Source organism: Kribbella deserti, from assembly GCF_042434725.1.
GTDB classification, from domain to species: domain Bacteria; phylum Actinomycetota; class Actinomycetes; order Propionibacteriales; family Kribbellaceae; genus Kribbella; species Kribbella deserti.
The window spans coordinates 248946-268333 of sequence record NZ_JBHLTC010000035.1 but is presented as its reverse complement, the minus strand read 5'-3'; the positions used below and the strand labels follow the sequence as shown (position 1 = coordinate 268333).

Below are 19388 nucleotides of genomic sequence, written 5' to 3'. Positions count from 1 at the left end.
GGTTCCGGCCCGTTTCGGCGACACACTGGGCCTCGTGCTGGACAGGTACCGGGCATGAGCAACCCTTCCCGCGCTCCCGACCGCGAGGCCCGGTTCAGCGCGCTTTATCAGGCCGCCTACGCCGATCTGATCCGTTTCGCGCGGCGCCGGGCGCATCCCAGTCACGCCGAGGACATCGTCGCGGAGGCCTTCCTGGTCGCCTGGCGCCGGCTCGACGACGCACCCAAGCAGTTGGTGGACGCCCGCGCGTGGCTGTTCGGTATCGCCCGGCACACCATGCTGAACGCCCGCCGTGGTGCGGAACGCCAGCAGGCACTCGCCGTACGACTGGCGGAGACCGTGCAGGAGGCGTCGTACGGCGACGCCGAGCTGGTCGCACGCCAAGTGGATCTCGCGGCCGCCTGGGACCGGCTCTCGGCCGTACACCAGGAGGCACTCGCGCTTGCGGTGTTCGAGGACCTAGCGGCGCCGCAGGCCGCGGTGGTGCTTGGCATCTCGCCCGTGGCGTTCCGGCTGCGCTTCAGTCGCGCTCGGCGTGCCCTGCGCGCGCACCTCGGTCACCTTCCCTCTTCCGCGCCCGCCCACGCGGGTACGTTCGAAAGGCCTTCCGCATGACTCGCACCGACGAATTCCAGCTTCTGAAGACGCTCGATGCCGCCAACGCCGACGGCGGCATCGACCCGCACGGTCCGCGGGCCCGGGCCGACCTGCAGCGCATCCTCGCCACGGACCCAGCGGGACCCGGCCTCCAGCCACGACCGGCCAGCACCAGGAAGAGCACCCGAGCCAAGCGGGCGATCGGCCTCGGCGCTCTGGTCGCCACCGCCTCCGCCGCGGCGGTGGTGCTGCCTTCGGCCCTCGGCGGAGACGAGGCCTTCGCCACTTGGACCGCGTCGCCCGCGGGCATGTCGGCAAAGGACCGGGCCAGCGCCTCGGCGTCCTGCCGCGACGAGCAGAAGTCGGGCAGCCCGGACTATCGCGCCGACCTGTCCACGGCGAGTACGGCGATCTCGGAGCGACGTGGCGCTTGGACCCTGGTGATTCTCGCGGGCCAGGACGGCTTCTCGGCGCTGTGCATCACCGACGACTCGACCCGGCTGTTCCGTGACTTCATCGGCTCGATCGGAAAAACCCCGCAGGCCGACCAGCCGGCCAAAAAGGGGCTTGCGGCAACCGTTCTTGGCACTGGCTCCACCGGTGGTGGCGAACTGTCGATCGTGGCCGGTCCGGCCGGATCGGAGGTTGTTGCCGTCAGCTACAACAGCGCACGCCAGGGCAGGGTGCTGGCCACGGTCTCCGGCGGTCAGTTCGCCCTCTGGCTACCGGGCAACGAGCTCGAAAACGCAAGCAAACAAGGCGTTCCGCTGCAGGTGACCTATCGCGACGGCACCAGCAGCACCGTCACCCTCACCCTCTGAAACGTCAGGTGATGGTCCAGCCGCCATCGACGACGAGATTGGCGCCGGTGACAAAGCCCGACCAAGGACTGGCGAGGAACAGCAAGGGGGCGCGGATGTCGTCGGGCGTGCCGAAGCGCTTCAGCACGGTCCGCGACGCGAGGCGGTCGACAAACGCCGGGTCCATCTTCTCCGGGTGCTGCGGGAACGGCCCAGGGGTCAGCGCGTTGACCCGGATACCCTGCGGCCCGAGCTCGGCGGCGGCGTACCGGGTGAGCTGGAGCAGGCCGGCCTTGATCACGCCGTAGAACGGGGGATTGCGGCCTTCCTCGCTGTCGTACAGGCCGGGGTCGGGGGAGACCAGGCCGTACATCGAGGAGACGTTGACCACCGACGGCTTGCCACCGGCCGCGAGGCTGGCGGTAAAGCCGTCGCGGGCGGCGTTGATGCCTTCGGAGGCGGCGATGATGCCGAGCTCCAGTGCCTCGCGGTAGTACTCGGCGGAGGCGAGCCGCAAGGACCCGCCGCGACCGACATGCGCGTTGTTCACGAGTACGTCGAGCCGGCCGCGCTCGGCGGCGATCCGGCGCACCGCGGCCGGCCAGTCCGGCGTACTGATATCGCACGGCAGGGCCTCGACCGAGTGCCCTGCCGTGCGCAGCGGCTCCACGACGGCATCCAGACGGGCCTTGTCCCGGGCGATGGCGACCACGTGCGCGCCGGCTTCGGCCAGCACGGCCGTCATCGCCGTACCGAGCCAGCCGGAGGCACCGGTCACGATCGCGACGGTGCCGTCCAGCCGGAAGATGTCGGCCCCGGCCGGAACGGTCATGACTGCTTCCACTGAGCCGGGTCCACCAGTGCCTCCGGCAGGTGGCCGAGCCGGGCCCGGACCTCCCGCATCTGCTCACGGGTGACGGGCTTGTGCCGGATCAGCTCGGCCTGTTCGCGGACCTGCTCGGGCGTGTCCGCGCCGAGCACGACCGAGGTGACCCACTCGTGGCCGAGCACGTACGCCAGGCACAGATCCGCCGCGTTCGCCCGGCCGAAGTCGGCGACCAGGTCGTCGACGGTTTTGCGGATCTGGACCGAGTAGTCCGCGTCCACGCCTTCGATCACCGGCCAGCGGGCGCTGTCGCCACCGACCAGCAGGCCCTGCAGGAAGACGCTGCGCACGGTGATGACCACATCCGGGCGAGCCACCAGCGCCGCGGTCACCTCAGGCGTCACCCAGCGGGTGTCGACCAGGTTGAACGGCAGCTGGACGTAACCGACCTCGGGATCGGACAGCACCTTGATCAGCTCGACCGGCGTCATGACCGAGACACCGGTCAGCGTGACGATGCCGTTCTCGCGCAGTTCGCGCAGGCCGTCGCGAATCGCCGTACCGCCCTTGTAGAGGTCGCGGGTGCGGTGCAGCAGCAGCGCGTCGATCTTGCCGGCGCGCAGGTTGCGCAGCGACTCGGCCACCGAGGCGTCGAGCGCGGCGCGGGCCCACCCGGCCGGGGCATCGGCCGGTACGTCGTCCAGCGGGCGCAGCTTCGTCACGACGCCCAGGCGCTCGCCGAGGCCACGGGCCAGCGACGTACCGATGCGCTTTTCGCTGTCGCCGTAGGCCCGGGCGGTGTCGAGGTGGGTGACGCCGACGTCGGCGGCGGTGTTGAGGATCTGGTAGGCCTCGGTGTCCGACGGCAGGCCCTTGGTGTTGGCGGCGCCGTACTCCAGGCCGAGCTGGACCGTGCCGAGCAGGTACGGGCCCTGCTCGATGACGTTCTTGCGGCGGACCCGGAGCCGGCCCAGGCCGGTGGTGTCGAGGCGGCTGCACAGCTCGCGCCAGCTCACGCCCACCGGGTCCGGATCAGCCTCGAACAGGCGCCAGACCCGGTCGTAGTCGTCCAGCGCGTCGACCGTGCAGCGCAGCGAGCCCCAGTTCTCGGGCAGGTCCGCCGGGTTGATCAGCTTGTCGCCCGCGACGCGGCGGATGTACGGCGTGACGTGCTCGCGGTCGGCCCGGTCCACGGCCTCGCGGTCGGCCTCGCGCAGCAGCCTGGCCGGGAAGGCCTCGGCGGCCACGCCGTACGGCACGGCGGCACCGGGACCACCCACGCGCACGTAGCCCGCGCCGGCGGCCTGCATCAGCTCGACCAGTTCGGTCACCAGGTCGGCGTCCGGCACCACGTTGTCGGCGGTGAGGCGGACCACGATGTCGTCGTCCGCCATGCCTTCGGTGGCCACCATGAACCGGGCCAGTGGGTCTTCGAGCGACCCGCGGACCGCGGTCACGCCGTAGTCGGCGGCGACCTGGGCGATCGCGTCGTCCTCCGGTTCCGAGCTGGTCGCGACCACGACCGGAATGCCGCTGCGGGCCACCCGGCGGGCGGCCAGCACCACCATCGGCTGGCCGGCGATGGTCAGCAGGGCCTTGCCCGGCAGCCGTGAAGACGACAGCCGGGACTGGATGACGACGCGAATGCTCACCGCTTCTTGTCCCGTTCCGCGTTGCTCGGGTTCATCGCCCGGAAGACCGGCCGGAACATCCGGAAGATGGCCCGGAACGGCGTGGTCAGCCCGTTACCGATGGCGAACGACATCGAGCTCTTGATGTCCGAGGAGATCTTGCGCTCGCGACGCAGCTGGTTCTCGCGCAGCTGTACGGTCGCGTCCAGCCACTCGATCTGGTTCTGCGCCTCGGACAGCTCGGTGGACAGCTGGCCGACCGTGGCCAGCGCCTCGCGGTAACCCCGCGGCTGACCCGGCTCGGTACCCATCGGCTGCTCGCCCATGGTCTGCAGCTCGAAGTACAGCTGCTGGTCGCCAACTTCGGTGTTGTTGCGTTGTTGTCCTTCGAGCTCGACCTCGAGCCGGGCCGACCGCTCCAGCAGGTGCGGCGTCACCGTCACGCCGACCATCGACGCGAGCGTCACGGTCAACCGGTTCGGGGACATGCCGTTCGGCCAGGGGTGGCGCAGGCCGCCCGCGAGCACCCGGTAACCGAACCGGCGCAGCGCACGGGTCAGCGCGATCTCGTACGGAATCTTGAGCGTGGTGCTCCAGCTCGCGTCGAGCAGCTCGTACTTGTCGCCGTCGAGCATGACGTTCTCGAAGGTGGCGAACACCGCGGAGCCCGGTACGACGAGACGCTCGGCGCTACCCGCGGCGTCGGACGACCACGGGTCCTTCCAGGCGGCGAATTCGGCTTGGTCGTGCAGCCACTCGGCATAACCGCGGACGAGCTTGCGCAGCGCGTTCAGGTCGTCGTGCCGGCAGGCGGTCAGGAACCGCTCCTCCAGCAACGTGCCACCGGGAACGCGGCCGATCAGCTTGGCCGGCTCCCGCTGCAGGTGACCCGCGGCGCGGACGTGCGTCGAACGGCCCACGTCGATCAGGTCGCGGTGCCAGCGGCCCTCGGCGTCGCGGCCGAGTTCCAGTACGACGGCCCAGTACGGGTGCTCGAGGTTGTCCGTGATCAGCGCGTCGGGGAAACCGACCGAACCCCGGGCCTCCGCGGCCTGGCGGGCGGCCGACTGGATGGCCTCGTTCTCGGCCTCCAACCCGGTCTGCTCGGGTACGGCGGTCGCCGTGTCGGCGGCGGGATCGGCGACCTGGGTGACGAACAGCCAGCCCGGGGCCAGCTGCATGCCCATACCGTGCCGGACCATCTCACGGGCCAACCGGCGCGGGTCGGTCAGCACCGGCTTGTCGCCCATGCCGTTGGCGAACGCGGACGATGCCAGGATCGACAGCACCTCGTCGCCCTCGCTACCGGCCAGCGTGTGCTCGTGCACCATCAGCGAAGTCTTCGACGCGCGCGGGAAGACGGCGTAGTGCTCGCGCACGATCAGCTCGTTGGCGGCCAGCACGGCCTTGACCGCGTTCAGGCCGGGCGGCGGCTTGACGTCGGCGTCGGTGCTGGTCGGCCACTGGTCGTCGGCCGGCGGCTTGACCGAGGCGTCCGCGTCAAGCAGCTGGTCCAGGCCCATCGCGTTACCGACCCCGAGCACGAGGTGGCCACCGGGCTTGACCAGGCGGCGCAGCATCGCGACGGTCTCGTGCCACGGCAGGTCGACGCTGTCGGCCGCGAACAGCCGCGGAATACCGTCGAGCGCCATCACGACGTCGTACTGGTTCTCCTCGACCGCGAGCTTCTCGAAGGCGCCGCAGTAGATCCGGACCGGCTTGCCGTTCAGGCGCAGGTTCAGCGCGTGCGCGTCCGGCCAGGAGCGGACCACGACGTCCAGCGAGCCGACGTTCTCGGCGAAGCGCTCGAGCAGCCAGGGCGCGTGCGGCCCGGCGATCAGCGCCTTGGTGGAGTGGTTCATCAGCTGCGTCAGCACCGGGACCACCAGCGGGCTGGCGAACGGGCCGGTGCCCTTGGTCCGGTCCAGGTCGGACCAGGTGAGCATCTCGCCGCCCAGCAGGGTGATGCGGGAGGACAGGTTGGCGTCGGACGTCATCGGTTCAGATCTCCCAACGGAAGAGCTCGCGGATCTCCTCCGGGCTGGCTAGGTAGTCGGTGCCGAGTTCGGTGTGAGCGATCTTCTCGGCGATTTCCATCGGGACGTACGGCTGATGCATCTCGGGCCACATTCGTTTCTGCCGGGCCACCCCGCCGAAGGAGGGATGCTCGTTCTGCAGGACCATCGGATCGCCGTACACGCCGGGCTGCAGGCCGACGGAGATGCCGTAGAAGATGGCCGAGCCGAGGCGGTTCGAGGCCACCCGCTTGTGCTTGCGCAGTTCGCTGAGCTGGTTGTAGAGGAATTCCTCGTCGGTCTTCTTCCAGTACAGCCCGCGGTATCCGTGCGTGATGACGCGGAAACCGGCTTCCTCGTAGACCCGGCGGATCTCCGGCACGCGGTACTCGTTCCAGTACAGGCAGACCGTGATCGGGCCCTCTTCGTACTTGTTGATGTCGGCCACGATCCGGCCGTGGTCACCCAGCACGTGCTGGCCCTCCCACCCGTGGAACGGGTAGAAGATCGTGCCCTCGGCGTCCGGGGCCTGCTTGGCGAGCTCGGGCTCGTTCTCCAGCAGGTAGATCCAGGGCGCGCCGACGATGTAGTAGTTGCGGCGGTCCATCGACCAGCCACGGCGGCGGACGCCGTCGGACCACACGAACTTGGGCATGCCGTCGACGAACGGGGTGCCGACGGCGAAACCGTCGAGGATGTTCCAGCCATGCTGGAGATATCCCCAGATACGCGTCGGATGCTCTAGTCCGGCGTACTTGGCCATGATGTGCGCATGGCCGTAGAAGTGGTTCGCATGGTGCATGTTTGAAGGCTACTCACTCTCTTCATCACGGAGCTGCGAAGTATGCACCCGCCCGGGCTCACCGCGAGCGTCCTGCCAGCCGGGAACCGGCTGATCGGCGACTCAGCCGACGAGCCCGATCAGGGTCTCGATGACCCGGTCGACGTCGCCGTCGGTCAGGTCGGGGAACATCGGCAGGGAGATCTCCTCGGCGTAGAACTGCTCCGCGTTCGGGCACATGCCGCGTTGGTATCCCAGGTCGGTGAACACCGGGTGCCAGTAGACCGGGATGTAGTTCACCTGGACGCCGATACCGGCCTCGCGGAGCTTGCCGAAGACCTCCTTGCGGCGACCGCCGAGGATCCGCACCGGGTACAGGTGCCAGGCGGGATCCACGTACTCGCGCTGAGCCGGCGTACGAAGACCATCGACACCGGCGAACGCCTCGTTGTAGCGCGCGGTGATCTCGGTCCGGCGCTTCTTGAATTCGTCCAGCCGCTTGAGCTGGGACAGTCCGAGCGCGCAGGCGACATCGGTCAGCCGGTAGTTCTGGCCGAACTCGTGCACCTCGTAGTACCACGGGCCCTCGTCGGTGACCCGGAACCGCTCGGGGTCCCGAACCACGCCGATGAAGTGGAACTCGTGCGCCTTCTGGGCCACTGCCGGGTCCTTCGCCACGACCGCGCCACCTTCACCGGTGGTGAGGTTCTTGGTCGGGAAGAACGACATGGTGGTGACATCGGCCAGGTCGCCGACCGGACGGCCCTTGTAGGTACCGCCGACCGAGTGCGCCGCGTCGGCCAGGGTCTTCGCTCCGACCGAGTCGGCGATCGGCTGCAAGGCGTCGTAGTCCGCCGCGTGACCGGCGTAGTCGACCGCCGCGATGACCTTGGTCCGGTCGGTCACGACGGCCTGTACCGCGGCCGGATCGAGCAGCGCGGTGTCCTCCTCGACATCCGCGAAAACGATCTTGGCGCCCTTGATCGCGGCGCACGAGGCGGTCGCGACAAAGGTCATCGGCGTGGTCACCACCTCGTCACCCGGGCCGACGCCCAGGGCCGAGTACGCGATGTCCAGCGCCGCCGTACCCGAGGTGCAGCTGACCGCGCGGTGGCCACCGGCGATCTCGCCGATGGCCTGCTCGAACGCGGTCACGGCCGGACCGGTGGTGAGCCAGTCACCGCGCAGGATCGCGGTGACGGCCTCGATGTCTTCTTCGGAGATCGACTGACGTCCGTAGGGCAGCACTGGTCCGGCTCCAGGGGTTATGGGGTTGTGGGTGGTGCTCAGACGTCGCTTTCGAGGATCTTGGTGATCTCCTCGATCGAGTACCACTGGTCGTTGTTGTCCGACGTGTAGTGGAAGCCGTCGGCGACCGGGACACCGCCCGAGGGCGCCTTGTAGCCCCAGGTGGCGAGGTCGGGCTGCAGCACGTAGCGATCACCGATGGCCAGCGCGCGGCGGCCTTCCTCCGGGCTGATCATCTCCTCGTGCAGCTTCTCGCCCGGGCGCAGGCCCATGTCGTGCATCTTGGCGCCCGGCGCGATCGCCTGGGCCAGGTCGGTGATCTTCATCGACGGGATGCGCGGCACGTACAGCTCGCCGCCCTGCATCTGCTCGAACGAGTCGACCACGAACTTCACGGCCTCGGGCAGCGTGATCAGGAACCGGGTGCAGCGCAGGTCCGTGATCGGCAGCGACTGGCCGGCCTCGTGCAGCGAGCGGAACTTCGGAATGATCGAACCGCGGCTGCCCATCACGTTGCCGTAGCGGACCACGCAGAAGCGGGTCTCGTAGGCGGCGGCGTAGTGGTTACCGGTGATGAACAGCTTGTCGGCGGTCAGCTTGGTCGCGCCGTACAGGTTGATCGGGCTGGATGCCTTGTCCGTGGACAGCGCGACGACCTTCTTCACGCCCGAGTCGATGCTCGACTCGATCACGTTCTGCGAGCCGATCACGTTGGTCTTGACGAACTCCCACGGGTTGTACTCCGCGGTGTCGACCTGCTTCAGGGCGGCCGCGTGCACGACGTAGTCGACCTTGTGCATGGCCCGGTCCAGCCGGTCCTTGTCGCGAATGTCACCGAGGAAGAAACGCAGGCGCGGGTCGTCGCCGAACAGCTGGCGGACCTCCCACTGCTTCAGCTCGTCGCGGCTGAAGATGATGATCCGGTTCGGGTCCAGATTGTCCAGGGCGTGGCGGATGAACGCCTTGCCAAAGGACCCGGTACCGCCGGTGACCAGGATGTCGGAGCCGGTGAGGATGGACACGTCGAATAGGACCCTTCTTCAGGACAGTTGCCGGACGGCCGCACCACACGTCGCGTGGCAGGGCTCGTCCGTACGATAGCGGGCCGACCCTCCAGGCTGAGAATCAACCATTCTCCGGCGTGACCAGCCGCACACCGGGGAAGTACGTCTCGAACCGTCCTTGGTCCCGGGTGAGCAGCTGATACCGGTTCACTGCGGCATGGGCTCCGATGTAGAAATCCGGCATCGGCGAGCGTTTCGTGCCACCGCGACGCTTGTACTCTGCGAATGCTCGCGCGGCGAGAAAGCCCGCGTGGTAGGGCAGTGGCTCGCGAGTGAAGACGTCAGGTGGTAACGCAGCGTCAACATGCTCGATTCGGTTGAACCCGGCGGATGCCTCGGCGTAGATCAGCGGGTTGATCACCAGTCGGCCGGCATCCCAAGCCTTGGCGAGGGCTGACGCCGACCAGTCGTACCAGACGGCACTCCTGGTCAGGATGTCGAGAATGACGCAGGTATCTACCACGGTGGCGGTAGATTCGATGACTTGCAGTGACGGATTATTCGCCACGCATGAGCTCCAGGAGTTCTTCGGTGGTCTTTCCCGTCGTCGCCCGACCGGTCATTTCACGCACGAGTCGCTGCCCCCGGGTCTCGCTGTCCGGCACTCGCACGATCTTCAGTGCGTTCCCGTCTTCCACGACCTCTACCTCGTCTCCCTCGTGCAAATGGTGTTTCCGTCGCAGCTCGGCAGGGATGGTGACTTGCCCTTTGCTGTTGAGTTTCACGCTACCTCCTACGTGGCAGTTGTAATACGTAATACCGAGTAAAATACCGGGGCAGCTCGGGGCATTGGAAGGGGTAGGTCGGGGCATCGCAAGAGGGCGCTACGGTTTCGCCTGTGAATCGGGTCAAGGTCGGAGTTCGGTGTGATGTCGGGCCGCAGCGCGGGGTCGGGCATGTGATGCGTTGCCTGGCCCTGGCCGAGGAGCTGGCCGCCCGTGGCGCCGAGGTGGTTTTCGTCTGCGACAGCCACACCGTGCCGTGGGCCGACGAACAGCTGCGCTCCCGTGGTTTCCAGGTCGAACCGGCCGTTTTCACGCCTGCCGAGCATGTCGAGTTGTTCCGCCGGCTGGCGGTCGACGCGGTGGTGTTCGACTCCTACGACCTGGGCCCGGAGCCCTCGACGGCGGTCCACCGGGCCGGCTGGCCCACGCTGGCGATCACCGACGGCACGTACGGCGCCGCCGAGGCCGATATCTACGTCGACCAGAACCTCGGCGCCGAGGTGGACGGGTTCGACCTGCCCGCGGGCGCGGTCCGGCTGGCCGGCCTGGACTACGTGATGCTGCGCGACGAGGTGCTCCGGCTGCGTCCCGCCGAACCAGGGCAGCGGCCCAACCGCGAGATCCCTAAGGTCTTCGCCTTCTTCGGTGGCACGGACGCCTACAGCGCCGGCCCACCGATCGTGCGCGCGCTGGCCGCGACGGGCGTGCCGTTCGACGCCACCGTGGTCGCGCCCCGGGCGGAACTGGTCGAGGAGATCGCCACGATCGCGCTCGGCGAGCGGCAGACGGTGACCACGATCGGCCCGACGTCGGAGCTGGCGAAGGCCGTGGTCGAATCGGATCTGGTCATCGGCGCCTCCGGTACGTCGACCTGGGAGTTGCTCTGCCTGGGCGGTACCGCTGGGCTGGTCTGCGTGGTCGACAACCAGGTCCTCGCATACGAAGGGGCGGTCGCGACGAAGGCCGCCGCCGGGGTCGGCGTACTCTCCGAGATCCAGGCGGACCCCGAGGTCGCGGCCGGCGTACTGCGTGATCTGCTGACGGATTCCGCCGAGCGGGTGCGGCTCGCGAAGGCGGGCTGGCAGCTGGTGGACGGGCTCGGGCGGCGCCGGGTCGTGGATGTCCTGCTGCGGCAACTTTCTTCCTGAACCACTCTCAATACACCGGAGGCTGCAGTAATCTTCACCGTCGTGGGGCACCAGCCGAACCCTGTGCTGTCCGTCGTCGTGCCGATGTACGACGAAGAGGCAGTGCTTCCGATCTTTGTCGAGCGACTTCGCCCAGTCCTCGACCGGCTTGACGTGCCCTATGAGCTGCTGGTGGTCGACGACGGCAGCCGGGACCGCACCGCCGAGATGCTCAGCGTCGCGGCGGCGGACTGGCCCCAGCTCCGGCTGATCCGGCTGCTGCGCAACAGCGGTCACCAGGCGGCGTTGTCGGCGGGTTTCCAGCGCGCTCGCGGCGATTACCTGATCAGCATCGACGCGGATCTGCAGGATCCGCCCGAGGTCATTCCGCAGATGCTGGCGAAGGCCCGCAGCGCCGATGTCGATGTGGTGTACGGCGTGCGCTCGGACCGCAGCAGCGACACGGTCGGCAAGCGGGTCACCGCCCGGATGTACTACCGGCTGATGCGGCGCCTGGTCGGCCGGGAGATCCCCCACGACGCGGGCGACTTCCGGCTGGTATCGCGCCGGGTGGTCGACGCGGTGAACGCGCTGCCCGAGGGCGGCCGGGTGTTCCGCCTGGTCATTCCGTGGCTGGGATTCCCGAGCGCTGACGTGACCTACGTGCGAGCCGAGCGGGCCGCCGGTGAGACCAAGTACTCGATCGGCAAGATGCTGCGGCTGGCCTTCGACAGCGTGACGGCCTTCTCCGCCGCGCCACTGCGCCTCGCCACCTGGCTCGGCGCGCTCGGTGGACTGATGTCACTGGCCATCGTGATCGTGGCGCTCGGCATGAAGGCGGCCGGACACACCGTTCCCGGCTGGACCTCGACGGTGCTGGTGGTCGGCGTGATCGGTGCCGTGCAGCTGCTCTGCCTCGGCCTGCTGGGGGAGTACGTCGCCCGGATGTTCCAGGCCAGCCAGGGCCGGCCGTCGTTCCTGGTCGGCTACGACAGCCTCGAGGACCACGGGCACACCGCGTATCCGGAGATCGCCAGGACGGTGGCTCCGGAGCGCGTCGAGATCACGGACGCCGAGCACGCACCATGATCGAGATGCCGGGCATCCTGCCGACCGGCAGGTACCGCTCGGCGGCGATGATCACGCTCAGGCCCAGGTTCACCACCGGGGACAGATCGGTCAGATCGCTGCCCGTGCTGCGGCGCCGCCGCCAGGCCGCGACCGGGCGGAGCAGCACGTTCCAGGAGCGCACGTCGTCCAGCACCAGCCCGGCCGAGGTGAGCAGATCGATCAGCTCGTCGCGCTCGTACCGCCGGACGTGGTCGACGGCGACATCGTGCTCGCTCCACAGGTCCATGTCACAGGGCACCGCGATCAGCGCGTGGCCGCCGGGCTTGAGCACCCGGACGATCTCGTTCGCCGCGGACTTGTCGTCGACGATGTGCTCCAGCACGTCGAACGCGGTCACCAGGTCGAGCGAGCCGTCGGCGAACGGCAGCGTGACGGCGTCGGCCCGGACCACCGGAATGCCGCGCTCGTGCGCGACCTCCGCACCCTCCGCGCCGTACTCCAGGGCGGTCGCCGACCAGCCCCGGCCGCGCAGCACCCGGGTGTTGCCACCGCCGGCCGCGCCGATGTCGAGGGCCTTACCGGGCCGGATTCCCTGCCGGGACAGCAATTCCAGCTCGCGGGCGAGAAGGGCACGGCGCTCCCGGTACCACCAGTGCTTGTCCTCGAGCGCGGCCAGCTTGCGAATCTCAGTCCCCTCCATGGGGGACGAGTCTGAGGCACGATGGGGGTAGGACGCCAGTCAGGTCCTCTTGATGGTGTGCGATCGTCACCGGTGGTCCTGATGGCTCGGCGGCGCTTTGTTCCGTGGGTGCTGTTCGGGCTGCTGTTGTGGTTGCTGCTCGCGGGCATCGACGTACCGGCCCTCGCCATCGCCAAGTACTCGCTCTACTTCGGGTGTGCCGTGGCCCTGCCCGGGCTGTTGCTGCTGCGCGCTTTGTGGCGCAGTACCGGCAACTGGACGGAGGATCTGGCCCTCGGCGCGGCGGTCGGACTGGCCTACGAACTAGCCGGTTGGGCCTTGTTCACCGCGCTCGGTCTGCAGAGCATGTTGATCCTGTGGCCCTTGTTGCTGCTGGCCTGTTTCGCCGCGATTCCGTCGTTGCGGCAGTACTGGCGAATCGCCGAGCCCGATCCGTTGCCGGCCGCCTGGCACTGGGTGGTCGGTTTCAGCTGCGCCCTGACCTGCGCGTTGATCGCCGCCGCCACGATGGGCCCGAACGCCGTACCGCCCGCTGGTGAGTCGTACTACCAGGACCTGCTCTACCACCTGTCGATGGTGCACGAGCTGATTCGGCACGTGCCGCCCGAGACCCCACAGGTGGCGGGCGTTCCGCTGAACTACCACTGGCTGCCGAACGCGCATCTGGCGGCCGCCGTCGATATCACCCAGCTGCCGCCCGAACTCGTGCTGTTCCGGTTGTGGATGTTGCCGATGGTGACGGTCGGCATCATCACGTTCGCCGCGCTGGCCCGGCTGGTGAGCCGCGTGTGGTGGACCGGCCTGCTGGCGGCGCTGATGACCGCGGTGGCGGCGAACTTCAGCATCTGGAACGGCCGGACCGGCGTATCCACCTCGGCCTTCGAATTCCTCAGCCCGTCGCAGACCTTCGGCGTTGTGGTCGGTACGGCGGCCGCGGTGCTGTTCCTGGTGGTTCTGTTCGAGCCGGGCGTACCGAAGCGCACGTGGATCCTGCTCACCGCGGTGGCGATTCTCGGCGGTGGTTCGAAGCCGACGACGCTGCCGATCCTGATCGGTGGCACCGGGCTGCTCGGTCTGTTCGTACTGATCAAGCTGCGCCGGTTGCCGGCCCGGGCCTTGCTCGCCTCGGGCGTGATCGTCTTCGCGGCGGTCTTCACCATGCTGACCGTGGCGGGCAGTACCGGCGGTTCCAAGCTGCAGCTGTTCGGGATCGTCCGGGCGACGGCCGGGTACGTCGGCCTGACCGGTGACGAAACGATGGCGGCGACCGGTGGCTGGATCCTGGACGCGTTGTCCTCGGGCGATGCCTCGACGGTCCTGGCCGGCTGGGTGCTGGTGGTTGCGCTGCTGATCTCCCAGTTGGCCCTGCTGGCCGGACTCGGCGTGCTCGCGACCCGGCGGACCCGGCAGGATCCCGTCGCCTGGTGGCTGGCCGGTTCGATGATCGCCGGCTGGCTCGGCATGCTGCTGCTGGATCATCCCGCGGCCAGCCAGGGGTACTTCCTGCGCAGCCTTGTGCCGTTCGCCGCCGCGGGCGCCGGCCTGCTGATGACCGAGGCCCTGCAAGGGCGGACCCGGCGGGAGATCGGCGGACTTGCCGGGGTCGCCGTCGTGCTCGGACTGACGCTGACCTTGGTGCCGCGACTAGCCGCGCCGGATCCGTCGGCCGATCGGGACAAGCAGATCGCGGCCGTGGCCTTGCCCGAACTCGCGTTCATCGCCCTGGTGCTGCTGGTGATCTCGGCCTGGCTGATTCTCGGCGCGCGCGTCCGCGGGCTGCGCGGTCTCGGCCCGGCCCTGGTGGTTCTGACCCTGCTGGCCGGTTCCTGGCAGGGCGCGGTGAGCTACGGGCACTACGTGATCAAGGCCGGCAGCTATCCGTTGCCGTCTGCCCCGGTCAGCGATCTTGAACGTCTCGATCCGGGCGAACAGGAAAGCCTGCTCTGGCTGCAGCACAACACCGGGCCGGATGATGTTGTGGTCACCAACACCGCCTGCCGTCCGGCCCGGCGCCAACCGCCCGACTGCGACGCCCGCGGCTATCTCGTCAGCGGCCTCGGTGGTCGTCGTACGTTACTCGAAGGCTGGGCCTACACCGAGCAGGCGCTGCAGCACCACGGCGCTGACGGCAAGCGCTACAACCTGCAGCCGTCGCCGTGGCTGGATCGCCTGGAGCTGACCCAACAGGTTTACGCGGCGCCAACACGCGAGCTGCTCAACAGGCTCTACACCGAGTACGGCGTTCGCTGGATCTACGCGGATTCCCTTGCAGGCAAGGTGTCTGAGGACCTGGCCAAGCTCGCCCGGCCTCGCCTGGTCGCCGGCCCGGTCACGGTCTATGAGGTGCCAGCGCCCTAGGAAGTCGGCCCACAACGGCCTGGATCGAGCGTGGGGTCTACGGGGCTTTCGTCTGCACGATCCCGACGGCTACTACCTCCGCCTCACGTCTCGTCAGTTGTGACGGCGTACGTCCGCGACGGGCGATGTGCTCTCACCGCGTCGGCGCCTTAAGAGGTCAGTTCGTAGATGCTGGCGCCCTTGTTGCGGTAGCGCAGCACGGCGAAGTTCTCCAGCTCCGCGGAGACGCCGCCGGAGGCGTTGTCGGCGTAGAGCCAGCGGACCTTGAGCTCGTCGCGCAGCTTGCCGACCACTGTCTCGTTGGGCTGGGCGAAGACCTGGTCGTTCACGTCGATCAGCGTCTGGTCCCAGAACGGCAGCAGGTTCGGATTGCTGTGCAGCCGGGAGGCCTCGGCGTTGATCCGGTTGGTATAGGCCCAGCCTTCGATCAGCACCTGGCGTTCGGACAGCGCCGCGATCCAGAAATGCCGGGTGTCGCAGTCCGTGGTGGTTTTGACCAGGCAGTGCGCGTTCGTCGCCACCAGGTCGTCGATGTTGCTGTGATCGCGGATCCACCGGGCCGCGTCGGCCTGCTCGATGGTCGGTCCGCCCTTGCCGGGCTTGCCGAACAGTTCCCCGGCAACACCTTCGTCACTGACGATCGACTGGACCGGCACGATGCACGCGGCCACCACGGCCGCTGCCGCCAGGGCCGTCGCGAAGACGGTTGTGACCCGGCCCGGACGCTGGATCGACTTCCAGACCACGGTGACTACTACGGCGCTCAACACCAGCGCTAGTCCGGCGTACAGCCAGGGCGTGGTCACGTTGGTCCGGGACATCGAGGAAGTCGCTATCAAGGCGATCACGCACGCCAAGGTGCCAAGGCCCGCACCGGCCCCTACGACGACTACGGCCCGTCGATCCCCGATGCGCTGCACCAGCTGGGCAAGCCCGACACAAGTCAGTACGGCGATCGCGGGGAATGCCGTGCGGAGGAAGTACATCTGGCTGATTCCAGGTTGTGCCGTGAGCAGCATCGCCATCAGACCGCCGACGGAAACCCCAACCAGGAAGGGGATTCCGGGGTCTTTCCAGAGCCTGCGCACGAACAGCAAGCCGAACCCGGCCACGGCCCAGCCGAGCAGCGTCACCACCGCGGTGACGAGTTGTGCGTGCCCGTCCACGTCCGGCCCGCTGGTCTGCCGCAGAGACGGGTACGGCGGCATCCGCGCGAAGGCCTCGCCCAGCTTGAACTCCAGACCCGACGACTGGCCCCCGAAGATCGCGACCACCGAACCGAGGAAGAGCAGGCCGAGCACCACGCCACCGATCAAGGCGGTTCGATCCCGGCGGCGAACCGCGAGCCCGGCAAGCCAGGCCAGGCCGAAGCCGCAGATGATCAGCGGTAAGACCGTCGCCTTGGCGCCCGAAGCGGCCAGGGCCACACCGAGTAGCAACACCCACCTACCGGCGTTCCGCTCGCGCCGCAGCAGGTCCACCGCAAGGATGGCCAGCAGTACGGCGTACATGCCGCCGAGGTTCTGCGACGGACTGAGGTACGCCCCGGTCGCCGTACTGAGACTGGCCAGGGCGATCTCCGACAGCGGCTGGATCGTGCCGCCGATGCCCGCGGCAAGTACCGCCAGCGGGGCGACCCAGCCGGAACGCCGGACGAATCTGTCGGCCAACCCAAAGGTAAGGGCGCAACCGGCCAGCATCAGCGGTAGCCAGCCGATCGTGTAGATCAGGTGGCTCATGTCGATCCCGGTCGCCCAAGAGGTCGCGGCTGCGATCTGGTGGAAGAAGCTGTGGTACTTCATCGGCTCGCCCGAAACCCACAGAGATGTCAGCGGTACGTCGTACATCGCGCTGATGCCGAGAGCCTGGTGGAACGGCATATCCGGGTAGAACGTGTTCGGGTCGGTGTACGGCGGGGCGAAAGCCGCGGGACCGTGCTGGAACACCGCCAGCAAGACCAGGGCAGTCGCCGCACTGAAGAGCCAGGCCGTGACAGGTCGTACCGGCTCGTGGACTCGGGCCCAGCAGGCATACCGCATGTCACGGTCCAGGACGCCTACGAGCAGGACGGGGATGGCCCAGACCCAGGACCACTTCTGGAGGCCTACCGAGGCGCTGGCGAGGTACACGATCAGCTGGGCCGCCGTACCGACGGCGAAGGCGGCACCGAGGTCCTCGATCAGGTTGCGGCGGTAGCGGCCGATACCGCGCCAGATCACCAAACCCGGCAGAGTCACGCCGAAAATCAGGAAGATCAAGTAGCGCGCCACCACGCCTGGAGGTGCGTGAGCCAGCAGCAGAGCGATAACCAGGCCCGCGAGCGGAAGGGCGGCCGCGAGATTGGCGGAAGCGCCAGCGGCGTGCCTGCCCCGTGCATGCATGCGGCTCAGGCTATCGGTTCCGACGCCGGCCGCACCCCGTACTAGGCTCGGCGCCATGAGCGTCGCGCTACCACCCATCCCGTTCACCAAGCCCTACCTGGCCGGTGACGAGCTGTCCTATCTGACCGAGGCCTTCTCCGGCCCGGCCGTCGTCGGTGACGGGCCCTACACGGCCCGCGCGAACGAACTCATCACCAAGATCACCGGTGGGCTCGGCTCGTTGCTGACCACCTCGTGCACGCACGCGCTGGAGATGACCGCGCTGCTACTGGATCTCGAACCGGGTGACGAGGTGATCATGCCGTCGTTCACCTTCGTCTCGACCGCGAACGCCTACGCGCTGCGCGGCGCGATCCCGGTTTTCGTGGACATCCGGCCCGACACGCTGAACCTCGACGAGGCCCAGCTCGAGGCGGCCATCACCGACCGGACCAAGGCGGTGGTGGTGGTGCACTACGGCGGCGTGGCCTGCGCGATGGACGAGATCAGCGCGATCGCCCGCAAGCACGGCATCGCCGTGATCGAGGACAACGCCCACGGGTTCGGCGGTTCGTACGACGGCCGCCCGCTCGGTTCGCTCGGCCTGATGGCCACCCAGTCCTGGCACGGCACCAAGAACATCTACTGCGGCGAGGGCGGCTCGCTGGTCGTGAACGACGCCGACCTGCTCGCCCGCGCCGAGGTGATCCGCGAGAAGGGCACCAACCGCAGCCAGTTCTTCCGCGGTCAGGTGGACAAGTACCGCTGGGTCGACATCGGTTCGAGCTATCTGCCGGCCGACCCGCTGGCGGCGTTCCTGACCGCCCAGCTGGAGCGGTTCGACGAGATCCAGGCGCCGCGTCTCGCCGCCTGGGACCGCTACGACGAGGCCCTGCGCGACTGGGCCGCGGCGAACGGCGTAGCCACCCCGGGCGTGCCGGCCGGTTGCGTGCATCCGGCCCACGTCTACTACCTGGTGATGCCGTCGCATGAGCAGCAGCTCGGCCTGATCAGCCACCTGAAGGGCCGGAACATCACCGCGCCGTTCCACTACGTGCCGCTGCACTCGTCGCCCGCCGGTGAGCGGTTCGGCCGGGTCGGCCCGCAAGGGTGCGCGGTCACGAACCGGGTCAGCGAGTCGCTCGTCCGGCTGCCGTTGTTCACCCAGCTGACGGCCGAGGAGCAGGCCCGGGTCATCGACGGCGTGCTCTCGTACCCGCTCTGATGGACCTGAGCTGATGGGATGGTTCGAAGCGGTCGAGGCCGGCGAGATGCTCACCGCCGCCTCGCCGTACGAGTCCGGCCGGTTCGGCGTATCCGTCGACCGGGTCACCGTGTCCGCCGCAGCCGGTACGGCGCTGCCGGAGGTCCTCGGGGCGGTCAAGGCGTCCCAGGCCGATGTGGTCGTACTGCGCTACCCGGCCCGGGAGGTCGAGTGGTTCGCGGAACTGGCCGCCATGCCGGAGCGACGGGCCATCTTGGCCGACAGCTTGGTGTACTGGCGACTGGCCGTCGGTACCGGTAGCAGGCCCGAGCCGTTGTCCGGGTTCAGAACAGGCGTCGAACACGAAATCGACGATGTGTTGGTGGATGACCTGGTCGGGGACATCTTCGGCGACTACGGCAATCACTACTGCGCGAATCCGTTGTTCGACCGGGCAGCGGCCCTGGCGGGCTACCAGGAGTGGGCCCGGCGCAGTATCGCCACGGCCGGCGCCGTCACGTTGCGCGGTCCGGACCACCGCGTACTAGGCCTGGCCACCGTTGATCATCAGAAGCCGGTCACCGAGATCGAACTCGCCGGAGTGGTTCCTGCCGAGCAAGGGCGAGGGCGTTACGGACACCTGCTCGCGGCCGTCGAGGACGCTGCCGCGGCCGCTGGTTCGACCCGGCTGGTGATCTCCACTCAAGGCCACAACACAGGAGTACAACGAGCTTGGGCACGGTATGGTTTCGAGCCCGTGCACAGCCTCTTGACAGTGCACTTGGTGACCGTCTAGGCGTGTTAGCCTGCTTGCTCATTACCAGCACTCGGGGGAATCCGCATGCCCACCGTGCGCCCTATTTGGCGAGCACGTACTAGGA

Annotated in this window: 17 protein-coding genes; 7 read left to right on the top strand and 10 right to left on the bottom strand. The window is 68.4% G+C overall.

Annotated elements, in window-relative coordinates:
- The first annotated feature begins 54 nt into the window (after nt 1–54).
- Together ACFFGN_RS26735 and ACFFGN_RS26730 are read left to right on the top strand one after the other, a co-directional pair.
- Nucleotides 55–615: an RNA polymerase sigma factor gene (locus ACFFGN_RS26735; RefSeq protein WP_380052744.1), complete on the top strand. Its 561-nt coding sequence runs from the start codon at nt 55–57 to the stop codon at nt 613–615.
- The gene (locus ACFFGN_RS26730) at nt 612–1418 is read left to right on the top strand and encodes a hypothetical protein (protein ID WP_380052742.1); all 807 of its coding nucleotides are present in this window, start codon (nt 612–614) and stop codon (nt 1416–1418) included. The genes ACFFGN_RS26735 and ACFFGN_RS26730 overlap by 4 nt, the downstream gene beginning before the upstream one ends.
- A 4-nt stretch (nt 1419–1422) precedes the next feature.
- On the opposite strand, the gene ACFFGN_RS26725 is transcribed toward ACFFGN_RS26730, so the two are convergent.
- The 8 genes from ACFFGN_RS26725 to ACFFGN_RS26690 form a co-directional block, all read right to left on the bottom strand.
- The gene (locus ACFFGN_RS26725) at nt 1423–2229 is read right to left on the bottom strand and encodes an SDR family NAD(P)-dependent oxidoreductase (protein ID WP_380052740.1); all 807 of its coding nucleotides are present in this window, start codon (nt 2227–2229) and stop codon (nt 1423–1425) included.
- Nucleotides 2226–3875, bottom strand: a complete 1650-nt coding sequence (locus ACFFGN_RS26720; RefSeq protein ID WP_380052738.1) for an aldo/keto reductase — start codon at nt 3873–3875, stop codon at nt 2226–2228. The genes ACFFGN_RS26725 and ACFFGN_RS26720 overlap by 4 nt, the downstream gene beginning before the upstream one ends.
- The gene (locus tag ACFFGN_RS26715; protein ID WP_380052736.1) at nt 3872–5851 is read right to left on the bottom strand and encodes a class I SAM-dependent methyltransferase; all 1980 of its coding nucleotides are present in this window, start codon (nt 5849–5851) and stop codon (nt 3872–3874) included. Before ACFFGN_RS26715 ends, ACFFGN_RS26720 begins: the two co-directional genes overlap by 4 nt.
- Before the next feature lie 4 nt (nt 5852–5855).
- The gene (locus tag ACFFGN_RS26710) at nt 5856–6671 is read right to left on the bottom strand and encodes a hypothetical protein (RefSeq protein ID WP_380052734.1); all 816 of its coding nucleotides are present in this window, start codon (nt 6669–6671) and stop codon (nt 5856–5858) included.
- Between the two features lie 102 nt (nt 6672–6773).
- A complete protein-coding gene (gene pseC, locus ACFFGN_RS26705) occupies nt 6774–7898 on the bottom strand; it encodes a UDP-4-amino-4,6-dideoxy-N-acetyl-beta-L-altrosamine transaminase (protein ID WP_380052732.1) in 1125 nt (374 codons plus the stop codon).
- A 38-nt stretch (nt 7899–7936) separates the two neighbouring features.
- Nucleotides 7937–8920 carry a UDP-N-acetylglucosamine 4,6-dehydratase (inverting) gene (gene pseB, locus ACFFGN_RS26700; protein WP_380052730.1) on the bottom strand — a complete coding sequence of 328 codons (984 nt, stop codon included), beginning with the start codon at nt 8918–8920 and terminating at the stop codon, nt 7937–7939.
- 103 nt (nt 8921–9023) lie between these two features.
- Nucleotides 9024–9470, bottom strand: a complete 447-nt coding sequence (locus ACFFGN_RS26695) for a type II toxin-antitoxin system VapC family toxin (RefSeq protein WP_380052728.1) — start codon at nt 9468–9470, stop codon at nt 9024–9026.
- The gene (locus tag ACFFGN_RS26690) at nt 9460–9687 is read right to left on the bottom strand and encodes an AbrB/MazE/SpoVT family DNA-binding domain-containing protein (protein WP_380052726.1); all 228 of its coding nucleotides are present in this window, start codon (nt 9685–9687) and stop codon (nt 9460–9462) included. Before ACFFGN_RS26690 ends, ACFFGN_RS26695 begins: the two co-directional genes overlap by 11 nt.
- A 113-nt stretch (nt 9688–9800) precedes the next feature.
- Between ACFFGN_RS26690 and ACFFGN_RS26685 the strand changes: the two genes are divergently transcribed.
- Together ACFFGN_RS26685 and ACFFGN_RS26680 are read left to right on the top strand one after the other, a co-directional pair.
- Nucleotides 9801–10835, top strand: a complete 1035-nt coding sequence (locus ACFFGN_RS26685; RefSeq protein WP_380052724.1) for a PseG/SpsG family protein — start codon at nt 9801–9803, stop codon at nt 10833–10835.
- 42 nt (nt 10836–10877) lie between these two features.
- The gene (locus ACFFGN_RS26680) at nt 10878–11903 is read left to right on the top strand and encodes a glycosyltransferase family 2 protein (RefSeq protein WP_380052722.1); all 1026 of its coding nucleotides are present in this window, start codon (nt 10878–10880) and stop codon (nt 11901–11903) included.
- Here ACFFGN_RS26680 and ACFFGN_RS26675 read toward each other — a convergent pair.
- Nucleotides 11878–12585, bottom strand: a complete 708-nt coding sequence (locus tag ACFFGN_RS26675; protein WP_380052720.1) for a class I SAM-dependent methyltransferase — start codon at nt 12583–12585, stop codon at nt 11878–11880. The genes ACFFGN_RS26680 and ACFFGN_RS26675 overlap by 26 nt on opposite strands.
- A gap of 57 nt (nt 12586–12642) precedes the next feature.
- Between ACFFGN_RS26675 and ACFFGN_RS26670 the strand changes: the two genes are divergently transcribed.
- Entirely contained in the window at nt 12643–14943 is a 2301-nt protein-coding gene (locus ACFFGN_RS26670) for a hypothetical protein (RefSeq protein ID WP_380052718.1), read from the top strand.
- A 149-nt stretch (nt 14944–15092) separates the two neighbouring features.
- Here ACFFGN_RS26670 and ACFFGN_RS26665 read toward each other — a convergent pair whose 3' ends face one another.
- On the bottom strand, nt 15093–17324 hold the full coding sequence (locus tag ACFFGN_RS26665) for a hypothetical protein (protein ID WP_380052716.1): 2232 nt from the start codon (nt 17322–17324) through the stop codon (nt 15093–15095).
- A gap of 55 nt (nt 17325–17379) precedes the next feature.
- On the opposite strand from ACFFGN_RS26665, the gene rffA reads away from it, so the two are divergent.
- Both rffA and ACFFGN_RS26655 read left to right on the top strand, forming a co-directional pair.
- Nucleotides 17380–18528: a dTDP-4-amino-4,6-dideoxygalactose transaminase gene (rffA, locus tag ACFFGN_RS26660; protein WP_380052714.1), complete on the top strand. Its 1149-nt coding sequence runs from the start codon at nt 17380–17382 to the stop codon at nt 18526–18528.
- A 13-nt stretch (nt 18529–18541) separates the two neighbouring features.
- Nucleotides 18542–19303 (top strand): GNAT family N-acetyltransferase, encoded by a 762-nt coding sequence (locus tag ACFFGN_RS26655; RefSeq protein ID WP_380052712.1) that lies wholly within the window; start codon nt 18542–18544, stop codon nt 19301–19303.
- Nucleotides 19304–19388: the final 85 nt, after the last annotated feature.